Raw genomic sequence first — 14,174 nt, forward strand, 5'->3', positions numbered from 1 at the left:
GCTGACACGTTTTATTTAAGTAATAGCATAATGCTGAATAGACACTGCGGAGTGGTAGTTCAGTTGGTTAGAATACCGGCCTGTCACGCCGGGGGTCGCGGGTTCGAGTCCCGTCCACTCCGCCATTATTTAAAAAGCCCTAATCGAAAGATTAGGGCTTTTTTACGTCTGTATAAACGTAATCTACGTTTATTAAGTATATTGTTAAATACCTTACTCTACTAGTTGAGCTTTCTCTCTACGCAATCATCCTGTATTCTTTTCTTATTGTATTTTCAAGGATGATGTTATGCGCTTCAAGCCACTTATATTCCCTTCTTTATGTCTTTATTTTTCTTCTTTCTTAGTGTTAGCTGATGAATCTCGTCCAAAAATTGGATTGGTGCTTGCCGGAGGTGGGGCTAAAGGTGCTGCACATATCGGCGTATTAAAAGCATTAGAAGAAATGCATATTCCCATTGATTACATTACAGGTACTAGTATGGGGGCATATATTGGAGGGTTATATGCATCAGGATTGAGTGCCGATGAAATTGAAGTCTTTATTGATTCCGTGAATTGGAATAGCGGTTTTGTTGATAAAGTTGAGCGAAGTGAAAGGCAAATAAGAGATAAAGAATATGAAGATCGCTACCAAATAGGAACCGATATTGGTTTCTCATTTACAGAATTAAAAGCGCCAAAAGGATTTGTTCAAGGCCAAAATATGGCAAAAATTCTTCGAACAACTTCAGGTAATGTTCCTTATTTAGAATCGTTTGACGATCTTCCTATCCCGTTTAGAGCGGTAGCAACCGATATTGAAAAACTCGAACCTGTTATTTTGGATAAAGGTGATTTGTCCAAAGCGATGATGGCCAGCATGTCAGTGCCAGGAGCCTTGCCACCAGTTGAATATGACGGCCTTTTATTGGTTGATGGTGGTAGTGTTAATAATATGCCTGTTGATATAGCAAGAGAGATGGGAGCGGATATTATTATTGCTGTTGATATTGGTTCGGACTATCTAGAAGCTAAAGACATATCTAGTTATTTATCTGTTATGGGCCAATTGACTAATTACATTGTAAAAAATAGTACTCTCCAACAAGAAAAATTATTAGATGAACAAGACATTTTACTTTCACCTCATGTCGGAAAAATGGAAACAGCAGAATTTGATAAAATGCCTTTTGCTTATGGTAAGGGTTATGATATTGCGTATGAAAAACATAAAGAATTAAATAAATTGGTTTTATCCAAAATTGATTATCAAGCATATTTAGAAGACAAAAAACTGAAAACTGAACAGCTTACCCGTGGTGAATCATTACCAATTAATAAAATAAAACTAGCTAATAATAGTCTATATACAGAGAAAATGCTGTTAGACCGATTGAATCTTAAAGAAGGTAAAGCTTATACCGCGGATGAACTTGAAGGGCACATCAGAGACCTGTATGTCATCGATAGGTTTGAAAGGGTTGATTATTACTATGAAGAAAATAACGTTGGTTCCCATGATCTTATTGTTGAGGTAAAAGAAAAAAGTTGGGGACCAAATTATTTAGACTTTCGTTTTGCTTTAGAAGATGATTTTGATAATCAAAGTAAATATTCATTAGGTATTTCTATAAATTTTACCGATATTGAATTAACAGGATTAAGAGATAATCGTTCAGAATTGAGAACAAATTTCGAATTCGGGACTGATAAATTAATTTCAGCTGAGTTGTATACTCCCTTTTTAGTGAACCAACTATTATTTACCTCTTTTAAATCGATTTATAGTGTAGAACAGAAAAAATTCTCCCTTTCAGGAAATGAGTTGAGCTCAATTGATAATAATTTCCCTCTAGAATACAGTGATCTTGTATTTGAAGGAGCGTTTGGTTTACAGGGGCACCTATGGAGTGATTTTAGAATTGGTGGCCGGTATACCAAGGGTGATGTTGCTTTTACCAGTATTTCAAGTATTGATGCAAGTTATACAAGAGAAGGTATTTTTGCTCAATATCGTCTTGATACACTGGATAATTATACCTTTCCTACTAAAGGCTTCTACGTTCGTTCTGAGTATTTATATTCTCATGATAATGTTGATGATAGCGCTATCGATTCGGATGGGACAAAAGATTCGGTTATAGAGTTTACAGTCAATACAAGAGCTGCTTGGACTCATTCTCGTCATACTTTCGTCGGTAACTTTGAATACGGTATTGTAGAAAATAAAAAAGGTGATTTACAATTAGAACCTAAATCTCTTGGTGGTTTTTTACGTTTATCAGGAACACCAAAAGACAGCTTAACTGGGCAGAATTTAATGTTTGCTAGTCTTGTTTATCGCTATCGTTTAATGGATAACGACTTTGGTTTATTTCAATCCCCTATATATTTAGGTGGCTCAATAGAAAATGGGGGGCTCTGGAATGGTGAAAGTTTTAAAGAAGCTCCAATTTATACTGCAGGGTCTATTTTTGCAGGAATAGACTCACCAATAGGACCAATTATTTTAGCTTATGGTAGAACAGAGCAAAGCCACGAATCGGTATATTTAAGCATTGGTGCAACATTATAATGTTTAAAAGTGCGCCATAAGTCATATGTTGTTTGATGTCGTTAGATTTTAATTTTAAGTTAAATTTGATATAGTCTGGCCACATTTTTAGTCTATATCGACATCATATTCTCTTGTTTTATTGAGATTTATAACAGTATTTAAAAGTTAATGGATATAAACTGAATCGTTTCCAAGGATGTTTACTCATTAAGAGTAGACCAGAAAGTGAGGAATTAAGTCGTGCTTGAAGCTTATCGTAAACACGTCGCAGAACGTGCTTCTGAAGGTGTGGTCCCAAGACCATTAAATGCTGAGCAAGTAGCAGCATTAGTTGAACTAGTAAAAAATCCGCCACAAGGTGAAGAAGAACTCCTTCTTGATTTACTAGAAAATCGCATTCCCCCAGGTGTTGATGAAGCAGCTTATGTTAAAGCCGGTTTTTTAACTGCAATTACAACGGGTGATATTTCTTCACCATTAGTGAGTCGTGAAAAAGCAGCAGAGTTACTAGGTACGATGCAAGGCGGCTACAATATTGATTCATTAGTAAGTTTGCTTGATGACGTCGAATTAGCGCCTATCGCAGTTAAGGCATTATCCCATACATTATTAATGTTCGATTCTTTTTACGATGTAGAAGAAAAAGCGGAGGCTGGCAATGTCTCAGCTCAACAGGTTATTCAATCTTGGGCAGATGCTGATTGGTTTACAGCAAAAGAAAAAGTAGCTGAAAAAATTACCGTTAAAGTATTTAAAGTCACGGGTGAAACTAATACCGATGATTTATCACCAGCACCAGATGCTTGGTCTCGTCCTGATATTCCTGTACATGCGAAAGCGATGTTAAAGATGGAACGAGAGGGCATTAATCCAGATCAAGAGGGCAGTGTTGGGCCAATTAATCAAATTGAAGAACTGCAAAAAGACGGTATTCCATTAGCGTATGTTGGTGATGTTGTTGGTACGGGGTCTTCTCGTAAGTCGGCGACAAATTCTGTTCTGTGGTTTATGGGTGATGATATTCCTTACGTACCGAACAAACGCACTGGTGGTGTTTGTTTAGGTGGTAAGATCGCGCCGATCTTCTACAACACAATGGAAGACTCAGGTGCGCTACCGATTGAATTGAATGTGCAAGACATGAATATGGGGGACGTCATTGATATCTTCCCTTATGAAGGTGTTGTTCGTAAAGGTAGCGCGGAAATCTCTAGCTTTGAGCTTGGAGCTGTATTACTTGATGAAGTTCGTGCTGGTGGGCGTATTCCACTGATCATTGGTCGTGGTTTAACAAGCCGTGCTCGTACTTCTCTTGGTCTTGAAGAGACCGGTTTATTTGCTAAACCAGTTGATCCATCGGCTTCAGATAAAGGCTACACTTTAGCTCAGAAGATGGTTGGTAAAGCTTGTGGAGTTGAAGGTGTTCGTGCTGGTCAGTATTGTGAACCTAAAATGACAACAGTGGGCTCTCAGGATACCACTGGCCCTATGACTCGTGATGAACTAAAAGATCTTGCTTGTCTTGGCTTCTCTGCTGATCTTGTAATGCAGTCATTCTGTCATACATCGGCTTATCCAAAGCCTGTTGATGTTAATACTCACCATACATTGCCTGATTTTATTATGAATCGTGGAGGAGTTTCACTTCGTCCGGGTGACGGTGTTATTCACTCTTGGCTAAACCGTATGCTTCTACCTGATACCGTGGGTACGGGTGGTGATTCACATACACGTTTCCCTCTAGGTATTTCTTTCCCTGCTGGTTCTGGCCTTGTTGCCTTTGCTGCTGCGACAGGTGTTATGCCTCTAGATATGCCTGAATCAATTTTGGTTCGCTTTAAAGGCGATATGCAACCAGGTATTACACTGCGTGATCTGGTTCATGCAATCCCTTACTACGGTATTCAGAAAGGGTTACTAACAGTCGCTAAAGCGGGTAAAGTAAATGAATTCTCTGGTCGTGTACTTGAGATTGAAGGTGTTGAACATTTATCTGTAGAACAAGCGTTTGAGTTATCAGATGCATCGGCAGAACGTTCAGCGGCTGGTTGTACAGTTAAGCTTTCTCAAGAGTCGATTGAGGAGTACTTGAATTCAAACATTGTTATGTTGAAGTGGATGATTTCTGAAGGTTATGGCGATCGTCGTACTCTTGAGCGTCGTGTTACTTCAATGGAAGAGTGGTTAGCTAATCCTGAATTGATGGAAGCAGATAAAGACGCGGAATATGCGCATGTGATCGAAATTGATCTTGCGGATATTAAAGAACCAATTCTTTGTGCTCCAAATGATCCGGATGACGCTCGTTTACTTTCAGAAGTTCAAGGTACAGAAATTAATGAAGTATTCATTGGTTCTTGTATGACAAACATTGGTCACTTCCGTGCGGCAGGTAAAATGTTAGAAGAGTTTAATGGCTCTTTAAGTACACGTTTATGGGTTGCACCACCAACTAAAATGGATAAAGATCAGTTAATTGAAGAAGGCTACTACGGTATATTTGGTCGTGCCGGTGTTCGTATTGAAACCCCTGGTTGTTCTTTATGTATGGGTAATCAGGCGCGTGTTGCTGATAAATCGACGGTAATGTCGACGTCAACTCGTAATTTCCCTAACCGTTTAGGTACTGGTGCTAACGTTTATCTGGCTTCTGCTGAGCTATCAGCGGTTGGTGCGATTTTAGGTCGAATTCCAACGCAAGCTGAATACTTAGAGTACGCTGAAAAGATTAATGCAACAGCAGCGGATACGTATCGTTACTTGAATTTCCATAAAATGGGTCAATACACAGACAAAGCAGATACGGTTATTTTTCAAGAACCTGCTTAATCTTTGTTTATAAATCAAAAAAGCAGCCAATTGGCTGCTTTTTTATTGCGTATTATTTGATTCCATAAGGGTATATTTAGAGGTATTACATTATTTTTTTGCACTCATAGAATAAATAGAAGCTACGTTTCTTGCTGTATTTTCAACATTTATTGCTGCTTCTTTTAGTGCAATCTCTAATGATACAGAGCGAGGAACGACACTAAATACCGCGTCAATACCATAATCATGAACAATAGCACAATCGTCAGATAAACAACCAGCAATGCCAATAACAGGTAAGTTATATTTTTTTGCAGTCCTGGCTACCCCAATTGGTGTTTTACCATGAATGGTTTGGCTATCGATACGACCTTCACCAGTAATGACTAAATCTGCATTAGATAACACATCACTTAAATTAACCGCGTCCATTACGATTTCGATACCAGGGCGAAGGGTGGCATCAAATAACCCAAGCAATGCAGCACCAAGACCACCAGCAGCACCTGCGCCTGCTATATCTTTAACGTCTTTATGTATCTGTTTCTTCATGATATCAGCGTAATGACTCAGATTATTATCAAGTTGGTTAACTATTTTAGGGGTAGCTCCTTTCTGTGGTCCAAAGACAAACGAGGCTCCTTTAGCGCCACATAATGGATTATCTACATCACAAGCGACTTCTAATAGAATGCTATCCAATCGAGGATCTTTATTACTCACATCGATAGTAACTAAGTTTGCTAATGAGCCGCCACCAAAAGCCAGATCATTGCCTTCTTTATCTAATAGTTTAATACCAAGTGCTTGAGCCATACCGATACCGCCATCATTGGTAGCACTGCCACCAATACCCACGATAATATGTTTAACACCTTTATCTAGCGCAGCTTTAATTAACTCACCCGTACCATAGGTTGTCGTATGTAATGGGTTGCGATGCTCAGGTGCGACAAGGTGAAGGCCAGAAGCTGCTGCCATTTCAACAATCGCCGTTTCTCCATTACCTAATAAACCGTAAAAACCGGTGACAGTATTTCCAAGGGGAGCGGTGACTTGGCATTCAATAATTGATCCGCCAGTAGCATCAATTAAAGATTGAACAGTCCCTTCGCCACCATCAGCCATCGGTAATTTAATATATTCAGCATTAGGTAATATTTGTTTAAAGCCAGCTTCAATTGCGGTAGCAACTTCCATTGCGGTTAAACTTTCTTTGTATGAATCAGGAGCGATAACAATTTTCATAATAAAGCCTTATTAAACAAATAAACCGAAGACGCCAAAAATAAGAGTAGAGACGGTAGCGATCATTAGACCGACTGCTGATTCGTAAGGGATTAGTTTTAAGCGTTCTTTCATATCCATATGAACAGCACCGCCTGTCGCATGAAAGAAACTGCCGTGTGGCATGTGGTCAAATACCGTTGCACCTGCATGAATCATTGCGGCACCAGCAAGAGCAGGCACGCCAAGCTCTAGGATAGTATGACTAAATACACTTGCAGCAACGGCAGTACCGGCTGTGGTTGATGCTGTTGCTAATGACATCATGGCACCAGAAATTGGCGCTAATAAGTAAGAAGGAAGACCAGATGCAGTTAATACTTCAATCAACCCTGATTTGAGACCTGAATTTGCAATAATACCAGCGAGTGTACCTGTACCTAGTAGCATCACTGCAACGGGAGCCATTCGAGATAGACCTGATACTGCAAAATGGTTAGTGTCTTTAAATCGGCTCATTGCTACAGCACCAAGTAAGCCACCAAGTGGAAGGGCAATTAAAGGGTCAACATTAATTCCTGCGATAGGGCGTAAGGCAAGAAGGCTGATAGCAACAAGAGGGGCAACCATTGAAGCAACAAAACTTGGTAGGCGAGAATGATCAACAGAGACGACTTCGTGTTCTTGAACTTTACTGCCTTTATTCACCAATTTTTTAGCAATAAAGTAAGCGAAAACGACGCCAAATAAACCAGGAATAACACCGGCAGCCATTACCGAAGTTAAAGGAACATTAAAGGCATCAGCAGCAGCAATCGCATTTGGGTTAGGTGACATCACATTACCTGCTTTACCGCCACCAACCATAGCTAATAGAATTGCCATTTTTGAAAGGTCAGCACGACGAGCAATCGCTAATGCAATCGGAGCAACGGTAATTACTGCTACGTCAACAAAGACACCTACGGCAGTTAAAATCATCGTTGCGACGGCGAGTGCGAGTAAAGCTCTGGTTTCTCCTACTTTTTTAACAATAGTTTCAGCTATCGAAGTTGCTGCTCCTGATTCAATCAGAACACCAGCAAGAACACCTGCAGCTAGAATTCGAAGTACTGCTGTAACGATACTTTGTGCACCGCCAATCATTAAATTTACAGTATCGGTTAAAGACACGCCACCAACGATACCACCGATAAGCGCACCAATGATCATGCCATACGCAGGCGGTACTTTTCTCAAAATGAGCGTAATTGAAACGGTGAGAGCGGCCAGTGCACCCAAAGTAGATACTTCGATCATATTAATGTTCCGTTTAATAATTAAGATGTCGGTAATCTATCGGTAACAACGATAATAAGCTTTAGACTAATGACCAAATTTAATTGACATATAGTCTATTTTATTGTGCAGATGCACAAAGTGTGACTTATTGTTCATGCATTAATGTCGCTAGATATAAATATGTAATTTCATTTATCTTATTGATATCTAAGCCTGTTTCTTTTTGTATGTTATCTAATCTGTATCGTAATGTATTTCTATGTATGTGGAGAGCATTGCAGGTTTGAGTTGAATCACAATTATGGTTAAAAAAAGCGTGGAGCGTTTTAAGTAATACTCCTTTTGAATCGTGAGCATTAAGTTTTGTTATTGGCAGTTTCAATTGTTCCGAGCGCCAATTATCTGATTTGAGACCATTAATTAATACAGGAAGAACATTATCTTGATAAAAAAGAATTCGATTTTTTGAGTTTGCAGTGTTCATTGTGGCTTTTGCTGTCATATAGGACTGTGCAAGTCCTTCTATTGTTGGAAAATAATCACCGAGTGCTATTTTTATCGTAAATTTTTCATCATGAGAAATTCGTTGAAAAAGTTGGCGAATACGCTTTTCTTCATAAGTACGGTTCCAGCCATTTTCAGTTAATGTGATTGGTTTCAAAACGACGACTTCATTTAATGTAACTGAACTAATAGCAACCAGATTATCTCGTTCAGGATATTCCAATAAATGGACAAGTTTTTGTAAATGAGTCAGAGATAAATTTTCTCCTTTAAAAGAATCTACTTTTATAATTGTAGCTATTCTTGGTTGTTGAAGATCGAGTTCTAACCGCTCTGCAATAGAGTTGAGTTGTTGTGTATTTAAATCTGAAGGTTGAATTAATTGCAGTACTAATTCTTCTTTGTGCCTTTTTGACCATTGTATTTCAGTCATTAAAGCCGCTTGTTCTATGATGAGTTCTGCGGTCATTTTAACGAGTTCACCATATTGTTGTATTTCGCAAAGCTTTCCAGAAACGCCAACAGCACCAATAACCGTATTTTGAAAAATAATAGGGAGATTTATTCCCGCTTTTACACCACGTAATTGTAATGCGGTGGCGTTATCTATTTCGACGATTCTATTTTCATTAATCGCTAAAATAGCCCCCTCATGACGACAGTGTAATCTTGTTTGGTCACCTGAACCGATAATCACGCCGTATTCATCCATTACATTGACTGAATGCTTAATTATTTTCATTGTTCTTTCTACGATTTGTTTCGCAATGATAGTGGTTAACTGCATTATAAAATCTCGTTAATCATAAGGTGAAGCTACGGTTAGCTATAAAAAAAGCAGGGATGAGATTATACTGAAAGAAAATAGCTCAACGTTATCTTTGATTTTAAACGTGTGAGTTAACGCCAATATTATCGTTAGGATATCCAATGGATTACGAATTTAAGAAAAACACACTTGATGGCACTTATCATGCAAACTTTTCGATGGGACATGAGGCGATGGGTCGTTGGTTGGTTGAAGACGTAGCGAAGAATATAGAGTTATTGGCTGAGTTATATAAACAGATTGCGGCAGTAAAAAATACGCAAGATGAATGGAAACTGTCAGGAAAGGTAATGACATTGGTTTTGACTGACCAAGAGGTTATTGTGCAGGAAAATGCATTATTTGAAAACTCAGAAGAAGAATTTGAAGAAGATATTCATATATACGATGATGAATGTATTTCTGTTTGTGGATTAGAGGACTTTGAAGCGATGCTTCAAAGTTGGGAAGCATTTATTAGACGCTTCTAATTTGCGTTATTATTGCTCATTATTCGGGAAAGGCTGCACTTATTTAGTGCGGCCTTTTTTTTTTTAATAAAATTGGATTATAACTTGTTGATTGTTATGTGTTTGAAAGTTGGCACACGAATTGGATTATTAATTATAAGTTGCAAATAATTCGAAGGATTTAATCATGAAAATAATTAATGCCATTATTAAACCATTTAAGTTAGATGATGTTCGTGAGGCGCTAGCGGATGCTGGGGTTGATGGAATGACGGTCTCTGAAGTAAAGGGATTTGGTCGTCAAAAAGGACATACAGAACTGTATCGAGGGGCTGAGTATCAAGTCGATTTCTTACCGAAAGTAAAATTGGAAATTGCAGTTCAAGCAGAATATGTAGATAACATCATTGACGCCATTGTGAAAGCGGCTCATACCGGAAAAATTGGTGATGGTAAAATTTTTGTTTATGACCTTCAGCAAGCGGTACGTATTCGTACTGGTGAAACTGACACTGAAGCACTTTAAGGATAGAGGACAATATTATGGAACTTTCAATTACAGTATCAGAACTTCGCTATGCCCTTGATACCTTCTTCTTTTTAATGTCTGGCGCTCTTGTTATGTGGATGGCCGCCGGCTTTGCAATGTTAGAGGCTGGTCTAGTTCGCTCAAAAAATACCACTGAAATTTTAACTAAAAATCTTTGTTTGTATGCGATAGCTTGTACAACATACTTAATTGTCGGTTATAACATTATGTATGTTGATAATGCGAGTGGGGGTTTTCTACCTTCATTCGGAACATTAATTGGAACTCAAGTAGAAGGTGCAGATCACTCATTAGAGTCTGATTTTTTCTTTCAAGTTGTATTTGTTGCGACTGCAATGTCAGTTGTTTCTGGTGCCGTGGCTGAGCGAATGAAATTATGGTCTTTTTTAGTCTTCTCTGTGATTTTAACCGCGTTTATTTATCCGATGGAAGGGTATTGGACATGGGGGGGGGGTTTCTTATCAGAAGCTGGGTTTAGTGATTTTGCTGGTTCAGGTATTGTTCATATGGCAGGGGCTTCAGCGGCATTAGCCGGAGTATTATTACTCGGTGCACGTAAAGGTAAATATGGTAAGAAAGGTCAAATCTATCCAATTCCAGGGTCTAATATGCCATTAGCAACATTGGGTACTTTTATTTTATGGTTTGGTTGGTTTGGTTTTAATGGCGGCTCTCAATTGATGATTTCTGATTTTGAAAATGCGACAGCAGTCGGCCAAATCTTCTTAAATACGAATGCAGCCGCAGCTGCAGGGGCGATAGCTGCGTTATTTGTGTGTAAAACAACGTGGGGAAAAGCTGATTTAACAATGGTATTAAATGGGGCGTTAGCAGGTCTTGTTGCTATCACAGCAGATCCGTTATCACCTTCTCCTTTAGCTGCTGTTATTGTGGGTGCCGTTGCTGGAGCGTTAGTTATCTTTAGTATTGTGGCCTTTGATAAAATTAAAGTTGATGATCCAGTAGGGGCGATTTCAGTGCATGGTGTTTGTGGCTTCTTTGGGTTAATGGTTGTGCCACTGAGTAATGCGGATGCTAGTTTTGGTGCTCAGTTATTGGGAGCCGTTGTTATCTTTGCTTGGGTGTTTATAGCAAGCCTTGTGGTTTGGGCAATAATTAAAGCAACCATCGGAATTCGAGTTACAGAGGAAGAGGAACTAGAAGGGATGGATGTTCATGATTGTGGTATTGATGCTTATCCTGAGTTTGTCAGTGTGAAATAAACAGCATTGCTAATATGTTGTTACATAATTATTAACCTCAATGCGGTCGTATTGAGGTTTTTCTTTATAAAAGATGAGTCTGGTCATTGTCATTTTTAAATTCATTTGTATAATATCGATATTGATAAGTATTCTTATTACCATTTGTAACTAGAGATTTTAAAGGAATATCATGAAAAAGTTATTATCAGTTTCTGCATTAATTGCAGGCGTATTCGCACCAAGTGTTATGGCTGCAGAAGAAGTGAATGTTTACTCTTACCGCCAACCTTTCTTAGTTGAGCCAATGTTTAAAGAATTCACTAAAGAGACTGGTATTAAAGTTAACGTGAAATTTGCTAAGAAAGGGCTGGCTGAAAAATTAGCTCAAGAAGGTGAGTTAAGTCCTGCTGACGTTATTCTAACTACCGACATTAGCCGTCTTGCTGAATTAACGAATAAAAAATTAGTTCAACCTGTTGATAGTAAAACTATTGATGCGAACGTACCCGCTCAATACCGTGACGCAGACGATGAATGGTTTGCATTAACACTTCGTGCTCGTAACGTGTATTCATCTCGTGATCGTGTGGGTAAATTAGGTGCTGATTTTGATTATGCTGATTTAGCTAACCCTGAGTGGAAAGGAAAAATTTGTACTCGTAGTGGTAAGCACCCTTACAATGTATCTCTTGTTTCTTCGATGATAGCTCATCATGGTGAAGCAGAAGCTAAAACATGGTTAGAAGGCGTAAAAGCAAACCTTGCACGTAAACCTCAAGGTAATGACCGTGCTCAAGTTAAGGCGATTAAAGAAGGCCTTTGTGATGTTGCTTTAGGTAACAGTTATTACCTAGGTAAAATGGTGAATGATCCTAAGCAAGTATCATGGGCTGAGTCGGTATACATTAATTTCCCTAACCAAAATACTGATGGTACACATGTAAACATCAGTGGTATGGCGATGGCTAAATATGCACCGAATAAAGACAATGCATTAAAATTAATGGAGTTTTTAACTGGTGATGTTGCTCAAGGCATGTACGCTGAAGTGAACTACGAATACCCAGTTAAGCCAAGTGTTAAACCTTCAGAGTTAGTGGCATCGTGGGGTGAATTTAAAGCGGATACTCTACCTTTAGATGAGATTGCAGATAACCACACGAAAGCAATTAAACTTTTAGATGAAGTGAAGTTTGATCTTTAATTTGATATTTACTATTGGTGAGGTAACAATACCTCATCATTTTTAAAAGAGCCTTGTTGTTTAGGCAATGAAAGAAAAATTATTATTCTGGAAAACCGGTAGTTGGAGTATTTCTCTACTACTGGTTTTACCGATCCTAGCGATCTTATATACCGCCCTTGGTAATACTGATGACATCTTTACGCACTTATTTAATACGGTGCTACCTACTTATGCCTTAAATACGGTGTTATTAGTTTTTGGTGCGATGTTCTTCTCTCTTATTTTAGGTGTTCCTTCCGCATGGTTTATGGCTATGTGTCGTATCCCATCAGCTTCAGTTTTACAGTGGGCACTTGTGCTTCCTTTAGCTATGCCTGCATATATTGTCGGTTATATCTATACCGACTGGTTAGATTTTGCAGGGCCAATTCAAATCCTTTTAAGGGATGTTTTTGGGTGGCAATCTTATTCTGATTATTGGTTTCCTGATATTCGGACATTAACTGGCGCGATTCTTGTTATGTCTCTTGTGCTGTATCCCTATGTGTATTTGCTTGCTCGTGCTGCCTTTATGGAGCAAAACATTAGCTTATTACAGTCAGCTCGTTTGTTAAAATGTACCCCGTGGGAAAGCTTTAAGCGTATATCGTTACCTTTAGCTCGACCTTCTATTGCTGTGGCTTTATCTTTAGTGGCGATGGAAGCTTTAGGGGATTTTGGTACGGTGAGTTATTTTGCGGTGAATACGTTAACTACCGCAGTTTACGATACGTGGTTAGGCTATTCCAATTTAAATGCAGCAGCGAAAGTATCAGCCTTCATGTTAATGGGCATTCTTTTACTGATCAGTGGTGAGCGTTATAGTCGTCGTAAGCAAAAAATGTTTCAAGAAAAATTTAATACGAATGAAGAGTTTCAATATGAACTTCATGGATGGAAAAAATGGGCTGCATTTATGTGGTGCTGGGGACTAGTATCTATCGCTTTTATTCTCCCTTTGCTGCAACTGATTAGTTATTCTATTGATTATTTTGACGAAAGTTGGACTGGTGAATTTCAGCAATACGCATTAAATAGTTTATATGTTTCATCCATTGCCGCGATCATTGCTGTGTTAATCGCTTTAGTTGTTAATTTTTTATACCGCTTGCATCCAAGCAGTAAGTGGAGTGTGGTCCCGATGCGTTTAGCTTCTTTAGGTTATGCGGTTCCTGGAACGGTGCTTGCTATTGGTGTAATGCTTCCGATGATTGGCTTAGATCATTTTGTTAATGATGTATCTAAACAACTTGGTTTTGGTGTGATTGGATTAGTTTTTTCAGGTTCTATTTTTGCGCTGATTTTTGCTTCTGTTGTGCGATTTTCTGCCGTTGCTATTGGCTCTATTGAAAGTAATTTAAATAAAATCCCACCGTCATTAGACATGGCATCGCGCACTTTAGGTTGTGGAACATGGTCTATGCTACGTCGAGTTCATTTCCCATTAATTCGTCGTGGTTGTTTAATCGCTGGCTTATTGGTCTTTATTGAAACCATGAAAGAGTTGAATGCTGCACTATTGCTGCGCCCATTTAACTTTGAGACTTTGGCAAC

At 38.7% G+C, this 14,174-nt stretch carries 10 protein-coding genes and 1 tRNA gene; 8 read left to right on the forward strand and 3 right to left on the reverse strand.

Annotated features, from left to right (window positions below; genetic code table 11):
* The first annotated feature begins 48 nt into the window (after window positions 1-48).
* The 3 genes from AACV33_RS18880 to acnB all read left to right on the forward strand — a co-directional run bounded on the left by AACV33_RS18880 (window position 49) and on the right by acnB (window position 5,368).
* Window positions 49-125: transfer RNA gene (locus AACV33_RS18880), tRNA-Asp, on the forward strand.
* A gap of 164 nt (window positions 126-289) precedes the next feature.
* Window positions 290-2,557 carry a patatin-like phospholipase family protein gene (locus AACV33_RS18885; protein WP_065612256.1) on the forward strand — a complete coding sequence of 756 codons (2,268 nt, stop codon included), beginning with the start codon at window positions 290-292 and terminating at the stop codon, window positions 2,555-2,557.
* A gap of 222 nt (window positions 2,558-2,779) precedes the next feature.
* Window positions 2,780-5,368 carry a bifunctional aconitate hydratase 2/2-methylisocitrate dehydratase gene (gene acnB, locus AACV33_RS18890; RefSeq protein WP_182700525.1) on the forward strand — a complete coding sequence of 863 codons (2,589 nt, stop codon included), beginning with the start codon at window positions 2,780-2,782 and terminating at the stop codon, window positions 5,366-5,368.
* Between the two features lie 90 nt (window positions 5,369-5,458).
* Here the strand turns inward: acnB and AACV33_RS18895 are convergent, their stop codons facing one another.
* The 3 genes from AACV33_RS18895 to AACV33_RS18905 all read right to left on the reverse strand — a co-directional run bounded on the left by AACV33_RS18895 (window position 5,459) and on the right by AACV33_RS18905 (window position 9,149).
* Window positions 5,459-6,598 carry a glycerate kinase gene (locus AACV33_RS18895; RefSeq protein ID WP_065612254.1) on the reverse strand — a complete coding sequence of 380 codons (1,140 nt, stop codon included), beginning with the start codon at window positions 6,596-6,598 and terminating at the stop codon, window positions 5,459-5,461.
* A 12-nt stretch (window positions 6,599-6,610) separates the two neighbouring features.
* Window positions 6,611-7,876, reverse strand: coding sequence for a GntP family permease (locus AACV33_RS18900; RefSeq protein ID WP_182700526.1), 1,266 nt, complete (start codon window positions 7,874-7,876; stop codon window positions 6,611-6,613).
* Window positions 7,877-8,003: 127 nt separating this feature from the next.
* Window positions 8,004-9,149: a sugar diacid recognition domain-containing protein gene (locus AACV33_RS18905; RefSeq protein ID WP_182700527.1), complete on the reverse strand. Its 1,146-nt coding sequence runs from the start codon at window positions 9,147-9,149 to the stop codon at window positions 8,004-8,006.
* Window positions 9,150-9,292: 143 nt separating this feature from the next.
* Here AACV33_RS18905 and AACV33_RS18910 point away from each other — a divergent pair, with 143 nt between their 5' ends.
* The 5 genes from AACV33_RS18910 to AACV33_RS18930 all read left to right on the forward strand — a co-directional run.
* The gene (locus AACV33_RS18910) at window positions 9,293-9,661 is read left to right on the forward strand and encodes a YacL family protein (RefSeq protein WP_065612252.1); all 369 of its coding nucleotides are present in this window, start codon (window positions 9,293-9,295) and stop codon (window positions 9,659-9,661) included.
* Between the two features lie 166 nt (window positions 9,662-9,827).
* Window positions 9,828-10,166: a P-II family nitrogen regulator gene (locus AACV33_RS18915; RefSeq protein WP_023604547.1), complete on the forward strand. Its 339-nt coding sequence runs from the start codon at window positions 9,828-9,830 to the stop codon at window positions 10,164-10,166.
* A gap of 17 nt (window positions 10,167-10,183) precedes the next feature.
* The gene (locus AACV33_RS18920; RefSeq protein ID WP_065612251.1) at window positions 10,184-11,413 is read left to right on the forward strand and encodes an ammonium transporter; all 1,230 of its coding nucleotides are present in this window, start codon (window positions 10,184-10,186) and stop codon (window positions 11,411-11,413) included.
* Window positions 11,414-11,585: 172 nt separating this feature from the next.
* Window positions 11,586-12,599, forward strand: a complete 1,014-nt coding sequence (locus tag AACV33_RS18925; RefSeq protein WP_065612250.1) for a Fe(3+) ABC transporter substrate-binding protein — start codon at window positions 11,586-11,588, stop codon at window positions 12,597-12,599.
* A gap of 67 nt (window positions 12,600-12,666) precedes the next feature.
* Window positions 12,667-14,174 (forward strand): ABC transporter permease (locus AACV33_RS18930; protein WP_182700528.1); only part of this gene is annotated, 1,508 nt, incomplete at its 3' end.

The organism is Aliivibrio sp. SR45-2 (assembly GCF_963890165.1).
Classification (GTDB): Bacteria; Pseudomonadota; Gammaproteobacteria; order Enterobacterales; family Vibrionaceae; genus Aliivibrio; species Aliivibrio salmonicida.